Genomic DNA, 22,790 nt, shown 5'->3' on the forward strand with positions numbered 1-22,790 from the left:
ATGGGCGGAAGATTGTCTCCGGTTAACTTCCGTCACATAAAGGCATATATGAGGGGTTCGTGAGATCACTATGGCCGGCGACATGTCTGAAAAGACCGCTCTGCGACGCCACCTGCTCGCCGCGCGGACCCTTCTGACCAGTGAGGACGTCGAGAAGGCAGCTGCGGTTCTCGCCGACATCGCCCTGAAACTGCCCGAGCTGCGACGGGCCCGGACGGTCGCCGCATATGTGTCGGTGGGCACCGAACCGGGCACCCGCGCGCTCCTCGACGCGCTGCGCGCCCGGGGCGTGCGCGTCCTGCTGCCGGTCCTCCTGCCCGACAACGACCTGGACTGGGCGGCGTACGAGGGCGCCGAGCGGCTCGTACGGGCCCGGCGCGGGCTCCTGGAGCCGTCCGGGCCCCACCTGGGCGTGGACGCCGTCCTGGAGGCCGACACCGTCCTGCTGCCCGGACTCGCCGTCGACGCGCGCGGTATGCGCCTGGGGCGGGGCGGCGGTTCGTACGACCGGGTGCTCGCCCGGTTCGTACGGGCCGGGGCGGACCCGCACCTGGTGGTGCTGCTCTACGCGAACGAGGTGGTCGAGCGGGTCCCGGAGGAACCGCACGACCACCCCGTGCACGCGGTGGTGACCCCGGACGTCACGCTCCGGTTCAGGCCCTTCCACGGCCTGATGGCCTGAGCGGAGTCACGGCCCGGGCCGGCTCACGGCCGGGCTGAGTCACGGTTTGAGGACCAGCGTGTCCGCGGTCGTCGCGTCCACCGCCTTCTCGCCGTAGGCCCAGTCGAGCAGCTCGCCCCTGGCCCACTTGTCGGTCTGGTCGGTGTAGTGGGCGCTGTAGGCGTGGCCGGAGGCGCCGGTCAGGTTGATCCAGCGGGACTTGTCCCAGTCGCCGACGTTCACCACCATCCGCATGGACGGCACCCAGACGACCCCGTAGCCGCCCGCCGCGTTCCAGCCGGTGGCGTTGACCGCCGCCTCGCCGCCGGCCAGGTTCCACGGGCCCCGGTTGAGCATGGCCTGCAGGAAGCCCGGCCCCTCGGTGCCGAGGGTCTGGTTCTTCAGGGTCAGCTGGTGCAGCCGGCCCCAGCTCCAGCTGTTGACGTCCTTGCCGAGCTTCGAGGTCAGCTCCCAGCGGGCGTCGATCATGGCGCGCCGCAGGAGCTGGTCGCGGGTCGTGGTGCCCTCGTCGATCCGGCTGGCCGGGGACTGCCACCACTCGCTCTTCTCGTTCTTCAGGAGCGGGCGGACCACCTCGTACCAGCGGTCGCCGCCGTCCGGCTGGGCCGACTCGGCGTCACGCTGGCCGCACTCCCGCACGAGCCGGTTCTGCTCGTCGACCGGGCCGGTGGAGTCGGCCGGGCGGACGTTGATGCACTCGCCCTTGACCCGCAGCTCCTTGGGCAGCTTGTCGCCGAAGGCGAGCTTGAGGACGTTGCGCCAGACCGCGTTGAAGTACGCGGCGGCACCCGAGTCCGCCTCCTGGGTGTAGTCCCAGCCCTCCAGCAGCTTCTGGGCCTCCCGGACGTAGGCGTCGTCCGAGACGTCGATCTTCAGCAGGAACGGGGTCAGCATCTTGGCGATCTCGCTGCTGTTGTCCATCTGCATGGTGCGCATGTCGTCGGTCGAGATCTTGCCGCCGTCCTTGATCTTCAACTCGATGAGGTCGTTGATCCGCTGGCTGCGCGAACCGTAGCCCCAGTCCCGCGTGAGCGCGTGCGGGTACTTCTCCGCGTCGATCACGGCCTGGTTGGCGGTCACGATGTAGCCGCGCTGCGGGTCGTGCTCGTACGGCAGCTCGTCGAAGGGGACGGGGTCCTTCTCCCAGCGGTACTTCGGGTCCCAGCCGGGCGCCGGCATGGTGCCGTCGTGACCCTTCGCGCGGACGGGGATCCGTCCGGGCGCCTGGTAGCCGATGTGGCCCTCGGCGCCCTTGGCGTCGGCGTAGACGAGGTTCTGCGCGGGGACCTCGAAGTCGCGGGCGGCCTCGCGGAACCCGTCGAAGTCCTTGGCGCGGTTCAGCTTGAACACGGCGTCCATGGACTTGCCCGGGTCCAGCGCGGTCCACCGCAGGGAGACCGCGTAGCCGTCGCCGCGGTCGGGGGCCGAGGCGGTGACGGGGGCCTCCTCGCCGACCCTCTCCAGCTCGTTGCTGCGGTCGGACACCAGGGGGCCGTTGTTGGTGGTGCGGACCGTGATGGTCCGGCTGCCGCCGCCCGCGACCTTGATGGTCTCCGTGCGGGTGGTGAAGGGCACTTCCTTGCCGTCGTACTGGTAGCCCTGGTCGGAGACCTTCTGCAGGTACAGGTCGCTGACGTCGGCGCCCAGGTTGGTGAAGCCCCAGGCGATGTCCTGATTGTGACCGATTATCACACCGGGCATTCCGGAGAAGGTGTACCCGGCGACGTCGTAACGGCACTTGTCGGACACGGCGCGGCAGTGCAGGCCCATCTGGTACCAGAGGGACGGCAGCTGCGGCGCCAGGTGCGGGTCGTTCGCCAGGAGCGGCTTGCCGGTGGTCGTGTACTTGCCGGAGACGACCCAGGAGTTGGATCCGATGCCGTTGCCGTTCGGGCCGAGGAGTGCCGGGATCCGCTCCAGGCTGTCGGACAGCGCGGACAGCTGGGTCTGGAAGCCCTGGGCGGCCCCCTGCGGGGTGCCGGCCGCCCCGGAGGAGCCGGAGGCGTCCCCGGAGCCCGCCGAGTCCGCGGAGGAGCCGGACGCCTTGGCGGACGGGTCGAACTTGCCCGTCGCCTCGTCCACCGCCCCCTTGCCGACGATCGGCTGGTGCAGGTCGTACGGGTAGGCCGGGTACAGGTCCTTGATCTGCTTCTCGCTGAGCCGGGTGTGCATCAGCGAGCGGTCGATCTCCTCCTGCATGTTGCCGCGCAGGTCCCAGGCCATGGCCTTGAGCCAGGCCACCGAGTCGACCGGCGTCCAGGGCTCGATCGTGTAGTCGTTGCTGAAGGCGAGGGCGGCGTACTCCAGGGAGACGTCCCGGCCCTCCTTGCCCTTCAGGTAGGCGTTGACGCCGTCCGCGTACGCCTGGAGGTACTTCTTGGTGTCGGGCGAGAGCTTCTTGTCGTACTCCTCCTGCGCCACCCGGTGCCAGCCGAGCGTGCGCAGGAAGGCGTCCGCGTCGACCTGACTCTTGCCGAACATCTCGGAGAGCCGTCCCGCCGTCATGTGGCGGCGCACGTCCATCTCCCAGAAGCGGTCCTGCGCGTGGACGTAGCCCTGCGCGCGGAACAGGTCCTCGTCGGTGGAGGCGTAGATCTGCGGGATGCCGTACTGGTCCCGTTTGACGTCGACCGGGGCGCTCAGCCCCTCGACGTCGAGGGTGCCGGTGGTCTGGGGGAAGGAGGCGCGCACCGTGCTGACGGTCCAGTAGGCGCCGTATCCGACGCCCGCGACCAGCGCCAGCACCAGAACGAACACGAGCAGGCGGGCGCGTCGCCCCTTCTTCTTGGTGGAAGCGGCGGTGGTGTTGGCGGGCATCGCTGTCCTTCGAGGCGCAGGCTGGTCCGGGAGTGCTGAGTGCTGGGAGCAACCATAGGCGCAGCACTCACCCGGCCAGGACGCGGTGTCCGTACGGGACCCCTCCGGGGTGCCCTGCCATGGGGGCACCTGGTGCGAAAGTGACATCAAGAAAACGTTAAAGATTAGGTAAGGTAACGAAGTAACGGCGGCCGGCAGCGATCCGGCATGCACGTGAGGGGAAGGATCGGCCACTGACTGTCCACCAGCTCAACGAACTCCTGCTCATCAGCGCGCTCGTGCTGCTCGTCGCCGTCGCGGCGGTGCGCATCTCGTCCCGCAGCGGGCTTCCCAGCCTGCTGCTGTACCTCGGGATCGGGATCGCCATCGGGCAGGACGGCATCGGCCACGTCGCCTTCGACAACGCCGAACTGACCCAGGTGATCGGCTATGCCGCACTTGTGGTGATCCTGGCCGAGGGCGGTCTGGGCACCAAGTGGAAGGAGATCAGGCCCGCGTTGCCCGCGGCGGCCCTGCTGTCGACCGTCGGCGTCGCGGTGAGCGTGGGTGTCACGGCCATGGCCGCGCACTACCTGGTCGGCCTCGACTGGCGCCAGGCCCTGATCATCGGCGCGGTCGTCTCCTCGACGGACGCCGCCGCGGTCTTCTCCGTGCTGCGCAAGGTCCCCCTCCCGTCGCGCATGACCGGTGTCCTGGAGGCCGAGTCGGGGTTCAACGACGCCCCCGTCGTGATCCTGGTGGTGGCCTTTTCCACGACCGGGCCGGTGGACAGCTGGTACGTGCTGGTCGGCAAGATCGTCATGGAGCTCGCCATCGGTGCGGCGGTCGGCCTCCTGGTGGGGTTCCTCGGCTCGTTCGCCCTGCGGCACGTGGCACTGCCCGCCTCCGGCCTGTACCCGATCGCGGTGATGGCCATCGCGGTCGCGGCATACGCGGCCGGCGCCATGGCGCACGGCAGCGGCTTCCTGGCCGTGTACCTGGCCTCGGTGGTGCTGGGCAACGCCAAGCTGCCGCACGCGCCGGCGAACCGCGGTTTCGCCGAGGGCCTGGGCTGGATCGCCCAGATCGGCATGTTCGTGCTGCTCGGGCTGCTGGTGACCCCGCACGAGCTGCTCGACGACTTCTGGCCGGCCGTGATGGTCGGGCTGGTGCTGACGGTGGTCGCGAGGCCGCTCTCGGTCGTGATCAGCCTGCTGCCGTTCCGCCTGCCCTGGCAGGAGCGGGCCCTGCTGTCCTGGGCGGGCCTGCGCGGCGCCGTGCCCGTCATCCTGGCGACCATCCCCATGGTGACCGGGATCGAGGGCAGCGAGAAGGTCTTCAACATCGTCTTCGTGCTGGTCGTCGTCTACACCCTGGTCCAGGGCCCCACCCTGCCCTGGCTGGCGAAGGCCCTGCGGCTGCGCGACGCGGGCGAGGCGGCCGACCTCGGCATCGAATCGGCCCCCCTGGAGCGGCTGCGCGGACACCTGCTGTCGGTGGCCATCCCCGAGGAGTCGAAGATGCACGGCGTGGAGGTCGCGGAGCTGCGCCTGCCGCCCGGCGCGGCCGTCACCCTCGTCGTGCGGGAGGACAAGAGCTTCGTCCCCTCGCCGACGACCGCGCTGCGCCGCGGCGACGAGCTGCTGGTCGTGGCCACGGATCCGGTACGCGACGCGGCGGAGCGACGGCTGCGGGCGGTCGGGCAGGGCGGCAAGCTGGCCGACTGGCTGGGAACGGGCGGGCAGAGGCCCGGTTGATCACAGGTGGACGCGGGACGGGGTAGGCGATTTCACAGGTGCCACATTGCCTCCCCCCTGTATCATGAAGGCACACTGATCGACCGAACATGATCGACCACCTCTGCCTGATGCAGAGCTGGCGCGACCGTATGGCGGCCGCGACGCCCCTGTAGTGGGCACCGGTATCTACCGCAGTTCCGCGCAAGAGGACAGCTCTCGGCGGCTCCCGACACCCAGGGGAGCGCTACCAGGCGGCAGAAAGGCACGGGCCGTGGCATCCACGGTCACCACGTCCGACGCTGTCGAGCGTCCCGGCTACGGGCAGCTCCTGCGCACCCCAGGTGCGTGGTCCTTCCTGCTCCCCGGGTTCGCGGCGCGGCAGCCCTTCGCGATGCTGACCATCGGCATCGTGCTCCTGGTTCAGCACACCACCGGTTCGTACGGAAGCGCCGGCGCCGTCGCCGCCTTCACCGGTGTCTCCATGGCGCTGTTCGCGCCGCAGAGCGGCAAGCTCGCCGACCGTTTCGGCCAGCGCGCCGTGCTCGTCCCCGGCGTCCTCGTGCACACCGCGTCCGTCTCCGCCCTGACGGCCCTGGCCCTGGCCGACGCGCCCCTGTGGGCGCTGTTCGCCGCGGCCGTGCCGACGGGCGCCTCCGTACCGCAGGTCGGCCCCATGGTGCGGGCCCGCTGGGCCGCCCGGCTGGAGGGCTCGCCACTGATGTCGACGGCGGCGGCCTTCGAGTCCGTCACCGACGAGTTCACCTTCGTGGTGGGCCCGGTACTGGCCACCGCCCTGTGCACCGGCGTCCACCCCGCGGCCGGCCTGATCGCCGAGGCGTCGCTGACGCTGGCCGGCGGTCTGCTCTTCGCCGCCCAGCGCCGTACGCAGCCGCCCTACGGCCTCGCCGGCGACGCGGACGGCGGGACGCACGCGCGCGGGGAGCGGGCCTCCGCACTGTCCATCCCCGGCGTACGGGTCCTGGCCGTCGCCTTCCTCGGCATCGGCTCGGTCTTCGGCGGCATGCAGGTCTCGCTGACCGCATTCACCGAGGAGATCGGCAACCCCGGCGCCAACGGCCTGCTGTATGGGCTGTTCGCCGCGGGCAACATGCTGGCGGGCATCGCCGTCGGCGCCATCGCCTGGAAGATCGGGCCGCGCCGCCGCCTGGTCGCCGGGTACGCGGCCCTCACCGTGGCCACCTCGCTGCTGTGGTCGGTCCACTCGGTGGCCCTGCTGGGCGCTCTGGGCCTGGTCGTCGGCCTGTGCATCGCCCCCGCGCTGATCACCGGCTACACACTGGTCGAGACGCTGGTGCCCGCCACCGCCCGCACCGAGGCCTTCACCTGGCTGACCGGCGCCGTGGCGCTGGGCCAGGCGGCGGCCGTGACGGTGGCCGGGCGCCTCGCGGACGGGTACGGCGCGAGCGCCGGATTCCTGGTCCCGCTGGGCGGCACGGCGCTCGCCCTGGTCACGCTGGTGGCCCTGCGCTCGCGGCTCGCGCCGCGCACCGCCGCACGGACGGTGGCACGTGGCGTCGGTCACCGAGTGCCGGTGACGGTGGACTGATCCCGCGGAATACGTCAGTATGGACTGTCGTTAGCACTCAATGAGTGAGAGTGCCAGGAGGAAGACAAAGTGCCGACCTACCAGTACCAGTGCACCGAGTGCGGCGAGGGCCTCGAGGCGGTGCAGAAGTTCACCGATGACGCGCTGACCGAGTGCCCCAACTGCAAGGGACGCCTGAAGAAGGTGTTCTCGGCGGTGGGCATCGTCTTCAAGGGCTCCGGTTTCTACCGCAACGACAGCCGCGGCGCGTCGTCGAGCAGCTCGCCCGCGTCCTCCTCGTCGTCGTCCTCGACGTCCGGTTCTTCGTCGTCCTCGACGTCGTCCGCGTCGTCCAAGGGGGCGTCCTCCGACGCGAAGCCTGCGGCGTCGAGCAGCAGCACCAGCTCCGCCGCCTGACCCTTCCTCCTCGTTCGTTCCCGTGGACCCCGCCGTTCCGTACGGCGGGGTCCACGGCGTTTCCCCGCCCGGCTAGGGTGACCGCATGGCGAACACGAACGCAGAGATCGGCGTGATCGGCGGCTCGGGCTTCTACTCCTTCCTGGAGGACGTCACCGAGGTCCAGGTGACCACCCCGTACGGCAGCCCGAGCGACTCCCTGTTCTTCGGCGAGCTGGCCGGGCGGCGCGTCGTGTTCCTGCCGCGGCACGGCCGTGGCCACCACCTGCCGCCGCACCGCATCAACTACCGCGCCAACCTGTGGGCGCTGCGCGCGGCCGGTGTGCGCCAGGTGCTGGGGCCCTGCGCGGTCGGCGGGCTGCGCCCCGAGTACGGGCCGGGCACCCTCCTCGTACCGGACCAGCTCGTGGACCGCACGAAGGCGCGGACGCAGACCTACTTCGACGGTGAGCCGCTGCCGGACGGCAGCGTGCCGAACGTCGTGCACACCTCGTTCGCCGACCCGTACTGCCCCGACGGGCGCAAGATCGCGCTCGCCGCCGCGCACGGCCGCGGCTGGGAGGCGGTGGACGGCGGAACCATGGTCGTCATAGAGGGCCCGCGCTTCTCGACCCGGGCCGAGTCGCAGTGGCACGCGGCGATGGGCTGGTCGGTCGTCGGCATGACCGGTCACCCCGAAGCGGTGCTCGCGCGGGAGCTGGGGCTCTGCTACACCTCGATGGCGCTGGTCACGGACCTGGACGCGGGTGCGGAGACCGGCGAGGGCGTCTCGCACACCGAGGTGCTGCGGGTGTTCGGGGAGAACGTCGGGCGGTTGCGCGAGGTGCTCTTCGACGCGGTCGCGGCGCTTCCGGAGACCGAGAGCCGGTCGTGTCTGTGCACCCACGCGCACGACGGCTGGGACCTGGGGATCGAGCTGCCGTAGTCCGTCCTCACCCGTCGAGGTGAGGGCGTTTTCCACAGACACCGGGCTGTCCACAGGGTCCAGCGGGATCGCACCGGGCGCGGGATCGTGAGGGACGTCGGCGTCGGCGAAAGCCGGCGGGCGTCCCGATCCGTTCTCCCCTCGACTCGCGCAGGTGGTGTGCCGTGCCGTTCTCCGCGTCCTTCCCTTTCTCCTCAGCCTCTTCTTCTCCCTCACCTTCTTCCTCTCCCTCTCCTTCTTCCTCTCCCTCACCTTCTTCCTCTCCCTCTCCTTCTTCCGCTTCCTCCCGTTCCTCCTCCTCCCGCCCTTTCTCCTCCTGCTCGCTCTCCTCGTCCTCTTCCGCTCCTTCCGTCTGCTCCTCCGTCGCGCCCGCCGCGGTGCCGGAGGTCCGCGGTGTGCCGCCGTTCGCGCCGTTGCGGGTCCGCGGCGGGAGGCTGCGGCTGCGCCGGGCGGTGCGGCGCAGGCGGCGGGCCATGGCGGCCGGGCTGGCGGTGACGGCTGCCGCTCTGGCGGCCTGGGGTCCGCGCGGCCCGGCCGACACCGGCGGGCCGCACCCCGTGACGGCAGCTCAGGAGCGGCAGAAGGAGCGGGCACGCCCGCCGGTCGCGCTGGTGTCGGCTCCGGTACGGATCGCGGACGCCGCGACGGTCCGGCTGCTGCGGCCCGGGGACCGGGTGGACGTGATCGCCGCGGCCGCGTCGCCCGCGGAGGACGGCGAGGACGCCAGGGTGGTCGCGGCCGGGGCCAGGGTGGCCGAGGTGCCGCGGGTGCGCGAACCGTCCCCGGACGGCGGGGCGCTGGTCGTGCTGTCGGTGCCGCGGGCGACCGCTGCCGTGCTGGCCGGCGCGGCCGCCACGTCCCGTCTGGCGGTGGTCCTGTGCTGATTCGTACGTGAGAGGAGAAGCCGGAGAACGTGCTGGAGGGCTTCAAGGCCTTCCTGATGCGGGGCAATGTGATCGACCTGGCGGTCGCCGTGGTCATCGGCGCCGCGTTCACCAGCATCGTGAACGCCGTGGTGCGGGGCGTCATCAACCCGATCGTCGGAGCCTTCGGCACCAAGAACCTGGACAGCTACCGGTCGTGCCTGAAGGGCCCGTGCCTGGTGAACGACAGCGGCGAGGTCGTCAGCGGCATCACGATCCTGTGGGGCTCGGTGCTCAGCGCCACCCTCAGTTTCCTGATCACCGCGGCGGTCGTGTACTTCCTGATGGTCCTGCCCACGGCCAGGTACCTGGCCCGGCGCGCCGAGCAGGAGAGGCTGCGGGCGGGCGTCGACGAGACCTTGGAGGTCAGCGAGCTGGAGGTGCTGAAGGAGATCCGGGACGAGCTCGTCGCGCAGCGGGGCGCCGGCCGCATGCAGCCGTAGCCGGGGCCGCTGGGGCCCCGGCCCGGACGTCGGCTCCAGCGCCGGCTCAGATGTGGTGCGGCGGCTTCTCGTCGAGGAAGCGCGCCAGATCCGCGGCGCTGTCGCCGTCAGGAGTCCGCTCGCCCCACGCGCGGTCCGTGTCGTCCGCGGATTGCTGGTTCAGCGGATCGTCGAAGATCAGGGCCGGCGTCTTCTTCGGCGGCGCCGGCTCGGGCTTCGCATCGCGCGGGCCGGGGGTGGGGGCGGTGCTCATGGTTCCAGCCTACGCCGTCGTGTCACTGGCCCTCGGGGCCGAGGAGGCACGGTTCGATGACGGCGCGAGGCGGGCGGCCGGCTTCGCCGAGCGCTCCGGTTCCTGCTCGGTTCCGGGGCCGGTGCGCCGGATCCGCGGGTCCCCGTGGCCGCCGGTCGGGCGGATCCGCGGAGAGCGGTCCGGCGCAGGCCCGTTCGACCGAGTCAGCCGCCCTCGGGTTCGTCATGGATGGTCAGCGCTCCGGCGAGGTCGAGCTCGGCGACACTGCCGTGCGCCCCGGCGCGGACGAGCAGCACTGCGCCGAGCGCGGTGCTCCAGAACGTCCTGGCCTCCACGTTGAGCGGTCGACGGGTCTTCCAGCCGCGACTGTCGACGAGCTGCCGCACGAAGCGCTCGGATTGCCGGAACAGCAACTGGAGGTGCTGGTCGACCACGGGGGCGAGTTCGGGCTTGGAGATCCCGGTGGCGAGTGCTCGCGCGACCGAGGGGAGCGAGGGCATGGCCAGTACGGCGCGGGCGATGTTGCGCCGGAATGCCGCCGCGTCGGGGGCGTGGCGACCGATGCGCTCGATCCGTCGGGCGTCGTGCAGCAAGCCGAGGAAAGCGGCGTGCACGAGCAGCGAGTCCTTGGAGCCGAAGTAGTAGGTGACCTGATTGGGGAAGACGCCTGCCGCGTTCGCGATCTCCGCGACGCTCACCTCGGCGCCGGGCCGCTCCTTGCAGAGCCGTGCGGTTGTCTCGATCAGACGGCGCCTCGTCGCGCGACCGCGGTCACGGGACCCGGCCGGCGCTGATCGAGCTTCGGTTCGCTTCTTCTCCACCCTCGAATTGTATGTGATACAACAACACTCATCAGCTTGTATCGCATACAAGAAGGGTCCAGGACATGCACCGGACTGAAGTCGTCGTGACCGGACTCGGCGCGATCACGCCACTCGGTGGAGACGTCGAGTCCACCTGGGACGCCCTGCTTGCCGGCGAGTCCGGCATCCGCGGCGGCGTCCTGCCCGGCCATGCGGACGCCGGCCTTCCCGGCACCGTCGCGGGGACGATGGCGGTCGACCCCGCCGCATCGCTGTTGCCGGTGCAGGCAAGGCGGCTCGACCGCTCACAGCAGGCAGCCTTCGCCGCGGCGGCCGAGGCCTGGGCCGATGCCGGTGCCCCGCGGGTGGACCCGGAGCGGCTCGCATCAGCGATCGGCACGGGCATCGGAGGCGTACGGACGCTGCTGAAGGAGGACGACGTACTGGAGGCGGCCGGGACACGGCGCGTCTCGCCCCGCACGGTCCCGATGCTCATGCCCAATGCGGCGGCAGCGCTGATCAGCATCGAGTACGGCGCGCGGGCCGGGGTCTACACGCCCGTCTCGGCGTGTTCTTCCGGTGCCGAGGCGATCGCCCTGGGGGCCAGGCTCATCCGTGCCGGCGAGGCGGACGTGGTCATCGCGGGGGGAACCGAGGCCGCGATCACCCCGATCACCGTCGCCGGCTTCGCCCAGGCACAGGCACTGTCGCGCTACACCGGCGAACCCGCCTCGGCCTCCCGGCCGTTCGCCGCGGACCGCAGCGGATTCGTCCTCGGTGAAGGCGCGGCTGTCGTGGTGCTGGAAAGCGCCGAACACGCCCGGGCCCGGGGCGCCCACGTCCACGCGGTACTCGCGGGCGCCGGCATCGCCGCCGACGCTCACCACATCACGGCGCCCGCTCCCGACGGCTCCGGTCAGATCTCGGCCATGCGGAAGGCCCTCGCGCAATCCGGCCTGGCTCCGGAGCAGATCAGCCACATCAACGCCCACGCCACCGGAACCCCGGCCGGTGATGTCGCCGAGGCGCACGCGATCGGAAAGGTCTTCGGTCGCGCCACCGTGACAGCCCCCAAGGCGGCGCTCGGCCACCTCTTCGGCGCCGCCGGCGCAATCGAGGCGCTCATAGCCGTCCTCAGTGTGAAGCACGGCGCCATCCCGCCGACCCGCAACCTCGCCACGGCCGGCGTCGGTGACGGCATCGATCTCGATGTCGTCACCGAGCGACGAGACGTCCCCCAGGAAGCCGTGCTCAGCAACTCCTTCGGCTTCGGTGGGCAGAACGTCTCACTCATCGTCACCGGCGCACGGCACCACGCGTCCCGTGGGGTGCCGACCACACCCTGACCCCCACATCAGCGCGATGTGGACGACGGCGGCGATCAGCGGCGCGGCGATCGCGACCCCGGCCGGGGCGGCCCGCCGCTGCACTCCGCCCCGGGCCCCGGGCCCGTCCTGCACCCCGGGTGCCGCTGGAGCCGCCGCTCGGCGGCGGAGGTGCTCCGCGGGGGCGGAAGGCTCGCGACGGGCGGGGTCACCCGTCGGCGCGGGAGGTTCGCCCGGCGCCGGGTCACCCGTCGGCGCGGGAGGTTCGCCCGGCGCCGGGTCACCCGTCGGCGCGGGAGGTTCGCCCGGGCCTGAGGTGTCCGGTGGGTCCGGCGGGTCGGGCGGGTCGGGGGTGGTGGAGGGGTCGGGCACGCGGCCACCGTAGGGGGATGTGGGGGCGTTCGCCCGTTGTGGGGACTTTGCGGGTGACGGCCTGCCATGGACGGCGCCCACGCCCGGTGCCTCTGCTGTTCTGGGGCGATGACCTCCACACCCCCTGCGCGGCCCGTGCGGCCCCTCGTATCGCGCAGCCGCGACGAGGCGCACCGCGCCGCCACGCCCCTGGAGCTGTTCTTCGACCTCTGCTTCGTCGTGGCGGTCGCCCAGGCCGGGGCGGAGCTGGTGCACGCCGTAGCCGAAGGGCACGCGGGGGCCGGCATCGGCCGGTACGCGATGGTGTTCTTCGCGATCTGGTGGGCCTGGATGAACTTCTCCTGGTTCGCGTCGGCGTACGACAACGACGACGCGCTCTACCGGACCGTGACGCTCGTCCAGATCGCCGGCGTCCTCGTGCTCGCCGCCGGGGTGTCGCGGGCCTTCCAGGAGCAGGACTTCACCGTGGTGTGGCTGGGCTACGTGGTCATGCGCATCGCACTCGCCTCGCAGTGGCTGCGCGCCGCGCTGGCCGCGTCCGGCGCCGAGCGGACCATGGCGCTGCGGTACGCGGCCGGGGTGATGGCCTGCCAGGCCGGATGGACGGCGCTGGTGCTGGTGCCGGAGCAGGCCGCGCCATGGGTGTTCCTGGTGATGGTCGCGGCGGAACTGTCCGTACCGCCGCTCGCGGAGAGGGACTTCTCCAGCAGCTGGCACGCGCACCACATCGCCGAGCGGTACGGCCTGTTCACCATCATCGTGCTCGGTGAGACGATCGCCGCCGCGACCGTGGCCGTGAAGACCGGGGTGGAGGAGAACGACGCACTCGGGGAACTGCTGCCCATCGCCGCCGGCGGGCTGCTGCTGATCTTCGCCGCCTGGTGGATCTACTTCGTCGTGCCGGCCCACCAGCGGTTGGTCTCCAACCGCCAGGCCTTCCTCTGGGGGTACGGGCACTACCTGATCGTCGCGTCGGCGGCGGCGATCGGCGCGGGCATCGAGGTGGCCGTCGAGCAGGCCGTCGGCGCGGCACACCTGTCGGACACCGCCGCCGCGGCCGCCGTCACCCTGCCCTCCGCCCTGTTCCTGCTGCTCGTGTGGGCGTTGCACTCCCGCTACTTCAAGGTCGGCACCGCGCAGCAGCTGGTGCTGCCGTGCGCGGCGCTCGCCCTTCTCGTCTGCACATTCGCCGGGAGGTGGGGCATCCTCGCCGCCGGGCTCGTGGGGGCGGCGGCGGTCGCGATCGGGGTGATCCTGACCGCACACACGGCGGGGCGTGGTACGCAGGAGGCATGAACGACGCACTGACGGATGTGGCCGGGCTGCGCGTCGGGCACGCGCGGGTTCCGGGCGACCGTGCGCTGAGCGGCACCACGGTCGTCCTCGCGCCCCCCGGCGGGGTGATCGCCGCCGTGGACGTGCGGGGCGGCGGCCCCGGCACCCGGGAGACGGACGCCCTCGACCCGCGCAACCTCGTCCAGCGCATCGAGGCCGTGGTCCTGACGGGCGGGAGCGCGTACGGACTCGATTCCGCGTCCGGGGTGATGGCCTGGCTGGAGGAACAGGGCCGGGGTGTGCGGGTCGGGCCCGACCCGTCGCACGTGGTGCCGGTGGTGCCGGCGGCGTGCGTGTTCGACCTCGGCCGGGGCGGGGACTTCACGGCGCGTCCGGACGCCTCGACCGGCCGGGCGGCCGTGGAGGCGGCGGCCGCCGGCGGGGAGCGGGCGCCCGTGGAGTGCGGCTCGGTGGGCGCCGGGACGGGCGCGGTGGTCGGCGGCATGAAGGGCGGGGTCGGTACGGCGAGCCTCGTCCTGGACTCCGGCGTCACCGTCGCCGCGCTGGTGGTGGCCAACGCGGTCGGCTCGGCGGTCGACCCGGCCACGGGCGTGCTGTACGGGCGGTACGGCGACGGCTCCGGGACCGTACCGCCGGACCCGCGGGTGCACGCCGAGGCGCAGCGCCGGCTGGCCGCGGCGCGCGAACGCAGCGGACGGCCGTCGCTGAACACCGCCCTCGCGGTCGTCGCCACGGACGCCGACCTGACCCGCGCGCAGGCGCACAAACTGGCCGGGACGGCGCACGACGGCATCGCGCGCGCCGTGCGGCCCGCGCACCTGCTCAACGACGGGGACACCGTCTTCGCCCTCGCGACCGGCGCACGACCGCTCGCCGACCCGGCGCGGGCGGAGCAGCCGCTGGATCCGGTCGCGCTCAACCAGGTGTACGCGGCGGGCGCGGACGCCGTGACCAGGGCGATGGTCCGGGCGGTCACGGCAGCCGGCTCGGTGACGGGGCCGGGGGGCGACTTCCCCGCGTACCGCGACCTGTACGGCCCGGACTGACAGGTCGGCGGCGGGAGTTGCGAGGGGGCGCGGGAACTCGGCCCGCACGCCCTTCGTTTTGTGGAAGCCGGACGCGTTGTCAGACCCAGGCACTACCTTAAGCAAGCATCAAGTGACACGCGGCGACGGCCTGGAGTCCCATCTTGAACGTTCCGAACGATCCCTATGAAACGGCAGAGACGCATATCGAGCGGCTCCTGGGGCGGGCGCTCAACTCCTTCGACCTGCCTGATGCCCTGGTCGAGCGCCTGGACTCGGCGCTGGCGCACGCGAGTTCCCTGCACTCGTCGCACCACAGCGTCCGGTTCCACCGCACCACGTACCGGCACACCTACCTCCTCGCGGACGGTTCGTCGCTGACCCTGTGGGAGCTGGTGCACAACGTGGGACGGGACGGGACCGGAGAGCACGGTCACGAGCACCACGAGCTGTACACGGAGGAGTCGGAGGTCCGCCTCGCGGCGTCCCGGCTGCCCATCGCGCTCCCGGAGCCGGCGCAGGACGGCCTGGCCGGGCTCGACGGACTCGACAGCCTCGACGGACTCGACGGACTCGACGGGCTGGAAGGACTCGACGGGCTGGACAGGGACCTGGAGCTGCTGGGCGCGCTCTACGCCGTACCGCCGGCGGCCCCCGCGCCGATGTACGAACTGGACGACTCCGCCGACCACGCCCGGCGGGTGCTGCGCCGCGCGGAGAACGCCGACCGCCCGGGCGAGGAGGTGGCGGCACGGCTGCGCGGCGCGTTCGCGCACCACATCAAGCAGGTGTTCGGCCGGCAGTGCAGCGTCGCGGGCCGGGACGCCGGTTTCACCCTGTACGAGCACGGCTTCCTGCTGCTGGACGGGACCGAGATGAGCGTGTGGGAGGTCGAGCACACCGCGACGCCGGACGGACGGCACATGTGCGAGGTGTACGAGAGCGAGCGCACCGCGCGCGAGGCGATGGAGCACCGCGCGCGGGTGCGCTGACCGCCGGGTTCCGGCCGGTCCGGAGGACGGACGGTCAGGCGGGTGCCGCCGGAAGGCCAGGCAGGTCCGGCCTGAACGTCCGAACCGTCCGGCGCGTCCGGCGTCTAGCCGGACGGTCAGGCGGCCGGCCGGAAGGTCAGGCGGCCGGCCGGAAGGTCAGGCGGCGACCGCCACCTTGTGCGGTGCCTCGGGGGCGGCCGGGGTGGGCGTCCCGCGGCGTGCGTGACCCTTGAGCAGGATGACCAGGGCCGCGCTCACGCACGTACCGGCGAGGATGGCGACCAGGTAGAGCAGCGGATTGCCGATCAGCGGGACGACGAACACGCCGCCGTGCGGAGCGCGCAGGGTGCACTCGAAGAGCATCGACAGCGCCCCGGTGACCGCTCCGCCCGCCATCGCCGACGGGATGACCCGCAGCGGGTCCGCAGCGGCGAAGGGAATCGCGCCCTCGGTGATGAACGAGGCGCCGAGCACCCACGCGGCCTTGCCGTTCTCCCGCTCGGCACGGGTGAACAGCCTGCCGCGCACCACGGTGGCGAGCGCCATCGCGAGCGGCGGCACCATACCGGCGGCCATCACGGCGGCCATGACCTTGAGCGAGCCCTCGTTGGGGTTGGCCAGGCCGCCGATGGCGAAGGCGTACGCGACCTTGTTGAGCGGACCGCCCAGGTCGAAGCACATCATCAGGCCCAGGACCACGCCGAGGACGACGGCGTTCGCGCCGGACAGGCCCGACAGCCAGTCGGTGAGCGCCTTCTGGAGGGAGGCGATGGGCTTGCCGACCACCAGGAACATCAGGAAGCCGACGACCGCGGAGGAGAGGAGGGGGATGACGACGACGGGCATGATGCCGCGCAGTGGCGCAGGCACGCGGACGCGCTGGATACCCAGGACGACACCGCCCGCGATCAGCCCCGCCGCGAGACCGCCGAGGAACCCGGCGTTGATGGTCAGCGCGACGGCACCGCCCACGAATCCTGGGACGAGTCCGGGCCGGTCCGCCATGCCGTACGCGATGTAGCCCGCCAGCACCGGGATGAGGAAGCCGAACGCCAGGCCGCCGGTCTGGAAGAGCAGCGCGGCCCAGCTGTCGGCCTGCCCCCAGGCGAAGTGCTCGGCGACGGAGGGCGCCTTGTCGATGTTATAGCCGCCGATGGCGAAGCCGAGAGCGATGAGCAGGCCGCCCGCCGCGACGAACGGGACCATGTGGCTCACGCCCGCCATCAGCCAGGTGCGCAGCTTGGTGCCGTAACCGGCGCCGGGCTCGCCCGCGCTCTCCACGGGCGTGGGCCCCGGCCGGTGCGGTGCGCCGTCCCCTCCGTGCTCGGTTCCACTGCGTTCGGCCCCGCCGCGCCGGGTGCCTTGGCGCTCGGCCTTGCCGCGCACCTCGGCGATGAGTTCGGCGGCCCGGTTGATGCCCGCCTTGACGCCGACGTCGACGGTGGGCTTCCCGGCGAACCGTTCCTTCTCGCGGACGGGCACGTCATGGGCGAGGATCACGCCGTCGGCGGCCGCGATGACGTCCGGGGCGAGCCGCGTGAACCCGGCCGATCCCTGGGTCTCGACCGCCACCTCGACCCCGGCTTCCCGCCCGGCCTTCTCCAGCGCCTCGGCGGCCATGTAGGTGTGGGCGATCCCGGTCGGACAGGACGTCACCGCCACCACCCGGAACACCCCGGCTGCGGGTGACGGCTCCTGCTCCGGCTCCGGCTCCGGCTCCGGCTCCTGCTCCTGCTCCTGCTCCTGCTCCTGCTCCTGCTCCTGCTCCTGCTCTACCGAATCCTCCACCGGCTCCGTCTTCACCGGCTCCTGCGCCGGCTCCGTTTCCACCGGCTCCTCCGCCTCCGGGGCGGTCTCCTCGGCGCGCGGCTCCGGCGCGGGTTCGCCGCCGAGCAGTACGGCCGCGTCGCGCGGGGAGGTCACGGTGCGCAGGGTGGAGGTGAAGCCGGCGTCCATCAGGCGGCGTGCGAGGGACGAGAGGATCGTCAGATGGGCGTCGTCCGCGCCCGCGGGGGCCGCGATCAGGAAGATCAGGTCCGCGGGCCCGTCCGGAGCGCCGAAGTCGATGCCGCTCGCCGACCGGCCGAAGGCGAGGGTCGGAGCGGCCACGTGCGCGCTGCGGCAGTGCGGGATGCCGATGCCGCCGTCCAGTCCCGTCGGCATCTGTGCCTCGCGCGCCGCCACGTCGGCAAGGAAGCCGTCCAGGTCCGTCACCCGGCCCAGTGCCACCATGCGCCGGGCGAGCGCACGGGCCGCCTCTTCCTTGGTCTGCGCGGCCAGGTCGAGATCGACCAGGTCCGCGGTGATCATTTCGCTCATCGCACGCGGCTCCCTCGCTTGCTGCTCTCGCTGCTGTCGGTGCTGTCGGTGCTGTCGGTGCTGTGGGTGCTGTGGGTGCTGTGGGTGCCGCCGGCGCTCTCGCTGCTCTCGCCGATGCGACCCGTCCTGCTGGCCCCGCCCGTCTCCGTGCCGTCGCCGTACGGGGCGGACGCGCCGAGTACGCGGTCGAGGGGCACGTCGGCCGTCACGGTGACCGCCGCCGGGTCGAGGTCGGCGGGTGTCGGCATCTCGCTGCCCGGCAGCCGGACGGCCGCCGCGCCGTGGGCGACCGCCGCCGCGAGCGCCTGCGGCCCTTCGCCGCCCGCCGCGAGGAACCCCGCCAGGGAGGCGTCGCCCGCGCCGACGTTGCTGCGGACGGTGTCGACGGCGGCGTAGCCGTACCAGGTCCCCTCGGCACACACGAGCAACTGCCCGTCCGCGCCCAGGCTGGCGAGTACCGCGCCGGCGCCCGCCGCCCGCAGTTCCTCCGCCGCCTTGACCGCGTCGCCGAGCGTCGCGAGGGGCCGGCCGACCGCCTCGGCGAGCTCCTCGGCGTTGGGCTTCACCACGTCGGGCCGGCCGCGCAGCGCTGCGGGCAGCGACGGGCCGGACGTGTCCAGCGCGACCCGCGCCCCGTACCCGTGCGCGCGCGTCACGAGGTCGGCGTACCACTCGGGCGCCAGGCCCCGCGGCAGGCTGCCGCCGCAGGCGACCCAGTCGGCGGCGGGCGAGTACGCGCCGACGGCGGAGAGGATCGCCTCCGACTCGGCGGGGGTGAGCTCCGGTCCCGGAGCGTTGATCTTCGTGAGGGTGCCGTCCGGTTCGGCGACGGCGATGTTGGAGCGGGTGTGCCCCTTCAGCGGCACCGAGGCGACCTCGATGCCCTGTCCGGCGAGGAGCTCGGCGAGCAGGGCGCCGGGCGCGCCGCCCAGGGGCACGACGGCGACGGTCCGATGCCCGGCCGCGGCCACGGCGCGCGAGACGTTGACGCCCTTGCCGCCGGGGTCCGTGCGCTCGCCGGCGGCCCGCAGCACCGCGCCGCGCTCCAGGGCGGGGACCTCGTACGTCCGGTCCAGCGACGGGTTCGGGGTGACGGTGAGGATCATGCGCGCACCACCTCCGTACCGGCGGCCTCGACCGCCGACGCGTCCTCGGTGCCGAGCCCGGTGTCGGTGATGAGCAGGTCCACGTCGTCGAGGCCGCCGAACCGGGCGAAGTGGTCCTGGCCGTACTTCCCGGAGTCGGCGAGCAGCACCACGCGCCGTGCCGAGGCGACGACGGCCCGCTTGACGGCGGCTTCGGCGAGATCGGGGGTGGTGAGGCCGTGCGCGGCGGAGAAGCCGTTGGCGCCGACGAAGGCGACGTCGGCGCGGATCTGCGCGTACGCCTGCAGCGCCCACGCGTCGACGGCGGCGCGCGTGCTGTGCCGAACGCGTCCGCCGACGAGGTGGAGCGCGATGCCCGGGTGGTCGGCGAGCCGCGCGGCGGCGGGCAGCGCGTGCGTGACGACGGTGAGCGAGCGGTCCGGCGGGAGGCAGGCGGCGAGCCGCGCCACCGTGGAGCCGGCGTCGAGGATGACGGTGCCGTCCTCGGGCACCTCGGCGAGGGCGGCCCGTGCGATGCGGTCCTTCTCGTCGGCGGCGGTGGTCTCGCGCTCGGCGAGGTCGGGCTCGAAGTCGAGCCGCCCGGCCGGAATGGCGCCGCCGTGCACCCGGCGCAGCAGCCCGGCGCGGTCGAGTGCCTTCAGGTCGCGCCGGATGGTCTCGGCGGTGACCTGGAACTCCTCGGCGAGGGAGAGCACGTCGACCCGGCCGCTCTCACGGGCCAGGCGCACGATCTGGTGCTGGCGCTCCGGTGCGTACATGTGGTTCTACATCCGATCCATGCCCGAACGTGTGGTTCCACCAGCACCGTACGACCGTACGAGGAGAAAGTAAACACATCCGGGCACAGCAAGCCACAGATTCGGGCACGGTGAGCGCAAGCCTGACCGCCACAGGCCCGGGCCCGCGGACTCGCAGGCTCACGGACTCACAGGCTCACGTACTCACAGGCTCACGGGCCCGCGGGCGCCGGACAGAACGAAGGCCCGGCACCCGCTGGACGCGGGGTGCCGGGCCCGGCCTCTCCGGCCGCCCGCCTCAGCGCACGAGTTCCGCTTCAGGCTCCACGGCGCCGTCCGCACCATCGGCACCCCGAACGCCTCCAGCGCCCGCAGCAGCATCACCGGCCTCTCCGGCCCCGGCGCCACCGGCCTCAGCAGCATCGGCCTCCGCACCGGCGTCCGCGTCCGCACCGCCCGGCGCCTTGGCCGGCAGCGCGAACATCACCACGAAGATCAGGGCGAGCACCGCCACCACCCACCACAGCGCGCTCTGGAAGGCGTCCGCGAACACCGCGCCGACCCGCTCGGGCACCAGCCGCTCCCCGTCGATCACGCCGAAGAAGACCACCGACACCAGGCCGAGCCCGAGCGCGTTGCCCATCTGCCCGGTCGTGTTGATCAGCCCGGAGGCCGAGCCGGCGTGCTCCCGCGGCACCTCCGACAGCACGGCGTCCGTCAGCGGCGCCACGATCAGGCCCATGCCGAGGCCCATGACCACCAGCGGCGCGGTCATCATCCACGGCTCGATGCCGGTGCCGTACCGCCCGGCCTCCCAGATGTAGAGCAGCAGTCCGGCGGCCATCGTGAGCGCTCCCGCCTGCAGCACCTTCCGGCCGAAGCGCGGGACCAGCTTCTGCACGGAGACGCCCGCCGCCACCGAGACGGCGATCGAGAAGGGCACGCCGGTGAGCCCGGCCTTCAGCGGGCTCCAGCCCAGGCCGATCTGCATGTACAGCGTCCAGACCAGGAAGAAGATGCCCAGCACGACACCGAAGGTCAGCTGGACGGCGATGCCGGCGGCAAAGCTCTTCACGCGGAACAGCGACAGCTCCACGAGCGGCGAACCGTCCTTGCGCGTCTTGTACTTCTCGTACGCGACGAACGCGGCGAAGACCACGAGGCTGCCCGCCATGCAGAGGTGGCCCCACAGCGGCCAGCCGAGCTCACGGCCGCGCGTGAGCGGGTACAGCAGCATCAGCAGGCCGAGGGTGATGAGCGCGACGCCGACCAGGTCGAGGCGCAGCACCTTGTCGGCGCGCGATTCGGTGATGAACTTCCGGCCCAGGATCAGCCCGGCGATGCCGACGGGCAGGTTGATCAGGAAGATCGGCCGCCACTCCAGGCCGAAGAGGTTCCACTGGGTCAGCAGCGCGCCCAGGAGCGGACCGGACACGGCGCCGAGGCCGACGATCGCACCGAACATCCCGAAGACCTTGCCGCGCTCGTGGGCCGGGAAGGTGACGTGGATGATCGACAGCACCTGCGGAACCATCATCGCCGCCATCGCGCCCTGGAGGAGGCGGGAGGCGACGAGCATCTCCGGGCTCCCGGCGAAACCGCAGAGCGCGGACGCGAGGGTGAAGCCGGCGATACCCACGAGGAAGAGCCGCCTGCGGCCGTAGATGTCGCCGAGGCGGCCACCGGTGATGAGGCCGGCCGCGAAGGCGAGGGCGTACCCGGCTGTGATCCACTGGATGGCGCCGAACGACGCGGACAGGTCGCGCTCGATGCTCGGTATGGCGATGTTGACGATCGTGACGTCGACGAGGTCCATGAAGGCGGCGGTCATCACGATGGCCAGTGCCAGCCATCGGCGCCGGTCGGGGGTCTGCGTCGGGGCCTCGGGGAGGCGGGAGAGGTCCTGCGTGGAGGTCATGGGAAGAAGCTAATCGGCATGTAGGACAGTTCGTGTCCTACATGCCGCGCATGCTGGATGCCATGACGGACACTCCGGCACGACTCCTGAATCTGCTGTCGCTCCTCCAGACGCCGCGCGAATGGCCGGGCAGCGAGCTGGCCGACCGTCTCGGCGTCAGCGCGCGCACCATCCGCCGGGACATCGACCGGCTCCGGGACCTGGGCTATCCGGTGGAGGCGACGCGGGGCGCGGTCGGCGGGTACCGGCTGGTCGCCGGCAGCGCCATGCCGCCGCTGCTGCTGGACGACGAGGAGGCGGTGGCGATCGCGGTCGGGCTGCGGGCGGGGGCAGGGCACGCCATCGAGGGCGTGGAGGAGGCGTCGGTACGGGCCCTGGCGAAGCTGGAGCAGGTGCTGCCGTCCCGGCTGCGGCACCGGGTGTCGACGCTGCAGAACGCGACGATCCCGCTGACCCGCGGGGACGGGGCGACGGTCGCGCCCTCCACGCTGACCGCGCTGGCCGCAGCGGTGACGGGGCGGGAGCGGCTGCGGTTCGCGTACCGCGCGGGCGACGGGGCGGAGAGCCGGCGGCAGGTCGAACCGTACCGGCTGGTCTCGACGGCGTGGCGGTGGTACCTGGTGGCGTACGACCTCGGCCGTGAGGACTGGCGCACCTTCCGGGTCGACCGGGTCAGCGAGCCGTTCCCGACGGGGTCACGCTTCACGCCCCGCGAACTCCCCGCGGATGACGCGGCGCAGATGCTGTCGCGTTCCGGGGCACGGTCGCAGGCGCAGCACGAGGTGGACATCACCTTCGCCGCACCCGCCGTGTTCGTCTCGGCCCGGCTCCCCGGGCACCTCTCCCTGACGGAGACCGGCCCCGACACGTGCCGGCTGAGGGCGCGGTCCACAGACTCGGTGGAGTGGCTGGCGGTGCGACTGGCGCTGATCGACTGCGAGTTCACGGTGCACGGGCCGCCGGCGCTCGCGTCGTACGTCGCCGGGCTGTCCGCCCGGCTGGCCCGGTCGGTGGGCGCCGTCCCCGGTGTCGAGGCACCGTCCCACGGCCACTGAGAGCACCAGGATCGGGACGGGCGGCGGGGGCGCGCACCGTCAGGTGCTCACGCGCCCCCGTCGGCTCCCGCGGCCCGGCCTGCCATGGGTACGGCCATCGCGTCCGCGGCTCCGGCCC

At 72.4% G+C, this 22,790-nt stretch carries 18 protein-coding genes and 1 pseudogene; 12 read left to right on the top strand and 7 right to left on the bottom strand.

Translation table 11 applies throughout. From position 1 onward, the window contains the following. Window positions 1-70: 70 nt before the first annotated feature. Window positions 71-682 (top strand): 5-formyltetrahydrofolate cyclo-ligase, encoded by a 612-nt coding sequence (locus tag ACIA79_RS05395; protein WP_399426822.1) that lies wholly within the window; start codon window positions 71-73, stop codon window positions 680-682. Between the two features lie 39 nt (window positions 683-721). Here ACIA79_RS05395 and ACIA79_RS05400 read toward each other — a convergent pair whose 3' ends face one another. Continuing rightward, a complete protein-coding gene (locus ACIA79_RS05400; protein WP_399426823.1) occupies window positions 722-3,499 on the bottom strand; it encodes a penicillin acylase family protein in 2,778 nt (925 codons plus the stop codon). 278 nt (window positions 3,500-3,777) lie between these two features. On the opposite strand from ACIA79_RS05400, the gene ACIA79_RS05405 reads away from it, so the two are divergent. The 6 genes from ACIA79_RS05405 (at window position 3,778) to ACIA79_RS05430 (ending at window position 9,471) form a co-directional block, all read left to right on the top strand. Continuing rightward, window positions 3,778-5,235 (top strand): potassium/proton antiporter, encoded by a 1,458-nt coding sequence (locus tag ACIA79_RS05405; protein ID WP_399426824.1) that lies wholly within the window; start codon window positions 3,778-3,780, stop codon window positions 5,233-5,235. A gap of 253 nt (window positions 5,236-5,488) precedes the next feature. Continuing rightward, window positions 5,489-6,784 carry an MFS transporter gene (locus ACIA79_RS05410; protein WP_399426825.1) on the top strand — a complete coding sequence of 432 codons (1,296 nt, stop codon included), beginning with the start codon at window positions 5,489-5,491 and terminating at the stop codon, window positions 6,782-6,784. 69 nt (window positions 6,785-6,853) lie between these two features. Continuing rightward, on the top strand, window positions 6,854-7,180 hold the full coding sequence (locus ACIA79_RS05415; RefSeq protein ID WP_399426826.1) for an FmdB family zinc ribbon protein: 327 nt from the start codon (window positions 6,854-6,856) through the stop codon (window positions 7,178-7,180). Window positions 7,181-7,265: 85 nt separating this feature from the next. Then, complete coding sequence (locus ACIA79_RS05420) at window positions 7,266-8,105, top strand: S-methyl-5'-thioadenosine phosphorylase (protein ID WP_399426827.1); 840 nt, start codon at window positions 7,266-7,268, stop codon at window positions 8,103-8,105. A gap of 395 nt (window positions 8,106-8,500) precedes the next feature. Beyond that, a complete protein-coding gene (locus tag ACIA79_RS05425) occupies window positions 8,501-8,989 on the top strand; it encodes a hypothetical protein (protein ID WP_399426828.1) in 489 nt (162 codons plus the stop codon). 56 nt (window positions 8,990-9,045) lie between these two features. Beyond that, window positions 9,046-9,471, top strand: a complete 426-nt coding sequence (locus ACIA79_RS05430) for an MscL family protein (RefSeq protein WP_399427125.1) — start codon at window positions 9,046-9,048, stop codon at window positions 9,469-9,471. A gap of 46 nt (window positions 9,472-9,517) precedes the next feature. Here ACIA79_RS05430 and ACIA79_RS05435 read toward each other — a convergent pair whose 3' ends face one another. Further along, on the bottom strand, window positions 9,518-9,724 hold the full coding sequence (locus ACIA79_RS05435; RefSeq protein WP_399426829.1) for a hypothetical protein: 207 nt from the start codon (window positions 9,722-9,724) through the stop codon (window positions 9,518-9,520). Between the two features lie 203 nt (window positions 9,725-9,927). Further along, complete coding sequence (locus tag ACIA79_RS05440) at window positions 9,928-10,545, bottom strand: TetR/AcrR family transcriptional regulator C-terminal domain-containing protein (RefSeq protein WP_399426830.1); 618 nt, start codon at window positions 10,543-10,545, stop codon at window positions 9,928-9,930. Window positions 10,546-10,610: 65 nt separating this feature from the next. Between ACIA79_RS05440 and ACIA79_RS05445 the strand changes: the two genes are divergently transcribed. The 4 genes from ACIA79_RS05445 (at window position 10,611) to ACIA79_RS05460 (ending at window position 15,537) form a co-directional block, all read left to right on the top strand. Beyond that, a complete protein-coding gene (locus ACIA79_RS05445; RefSeq protein ID WP_399426831.1) occupies window positions 10,611-11,873 on the top strand; it encodes a beta-ketoacyl-[acyl-carrier-protein] synthase family protein in 1,263 nt (420 codons plus the stop codon). Between the two features lie 459 nt (window positions 11,874-12,332). Then, window positions 12,333-13,520 carry a low temperature requirement protein A gene (locus ACIA79_RS05450; protein ID WP_399426832.1) on the top strand — a complete coding sequence of 396 codons (1,188 nt, stop codon included), beginning with the start codon at window positions 12,333-12,335 and terminating at the stop codon, window positions 13,518-13,520. Further along, window positions 13,517-14,566, top strand: coding sequence for a P1 family peptidase (locus ACIA79_RS05455; RefSeq protein ID WP_399426833.1), 1,050 nt, complete (start codon window positions 13,517-13,519; stop codon window positions 14,564-14,566). The genes ACIA79_RS05450 and ACIA79_RS05455 overlap by 4 nt, the downstream gene beginning before the upstream one ends. 143 nt (window positions 14,567-14,709) lie before the next feature. After that, window positions 14,710-15,537: a DUF6227 family protein gene (locus ACIA79_RS05460; RefSeq protein WP_399426834.1), complete on the top strand. Its 828-nt coding sequence runs from the start codon at window positions 14,710-14,712 to the stop codon at window positions 15,535-15,537. 156 nt (window positions 15,538-15,693) lie between these two features. Here the strand turns inward: ACIA79_RS05460 and ACIA79_RS05465 are convergent, their stop codons facing one another. From ACIA79_RS05465 to ACIA79_RS05480, 4 genes and pseudogenes are all read right to left on the bottom strand, one after another. Then, window positions 15,694-17,856 carry a fructose-specific PTS transporter subunit EIIC gene (locus ACIA79_RS05465; protein ID WP_399426835.1) on the bottom strand — a complete coding sequence of 721 codons (2,163 nt, stop codon included), beginning with the start codon at window positions 17,854-17,856 and terminating at the stop codon, window positions 15,694-15,696. Window positions 17,857-18,032: 176 nt separating this feature from the next. Next, window positions 18,033-18,962, bottom strand: a pseudogene (gene pfkB / locus ACIA79_RS05470) (1-phosphofructokinase); the annotation flags it as partial. Beyond that, window positions 18,959-19,720 (bottom strand): DeoR/GlpR family DNA-binding transcription regulator, encoded by a 762-nt coding sequence (locus ACIA79_RS05475; protein ID WP_399426836.1) that lies wholly within the window; start codon window positions 19,718-19,720, stop codon window positions 18,959-18,961. The gene ACIA79_RS05475 and the pseudogene pfkB, both read right to left, overlap by 4 nt. 277 nt (window positions 19,721-19,997) lie before the next feature. Continuing rightward, a complete protein-coding gene (locus ACIA79_RS05480) occupies window positions 19,998-21,617 on the bottom strand; it encodes an MFS transporter (protein ID WP_399426837.1) in 1,620 nt (539 codons plus the stop codon). 62 nt (window positions 21,618-21,679) lie between these two features. Between ACIA79_RS05480 and ACIA79_RS05485 the strand changes: the two genes are divergently transcribed. Further along, window positions 21,680-22,672, top strand: coding sequence for a helix-turn-helix transcriptional regulator (locus ACIA79_RS05485; RefSeq protein WP_399426838.1), 993 nt, complete (start codon window positions 21,680-21,682; stop codon window positions 22,670-22,672). The last annotated feature ends 118 nt before the right edge of the window (window positions 22,673-22,790 follow it).

It is taken from the genome of Streptomyces sp. NPDC051310 (genome assembly GCF_044455245.1).
Taxonomy (GTDB): domain Bacteria; phylum Actinomycetota; class Actinomycetes; order Streptomycetales; family Streptomycetaceae; genus Streptomyces.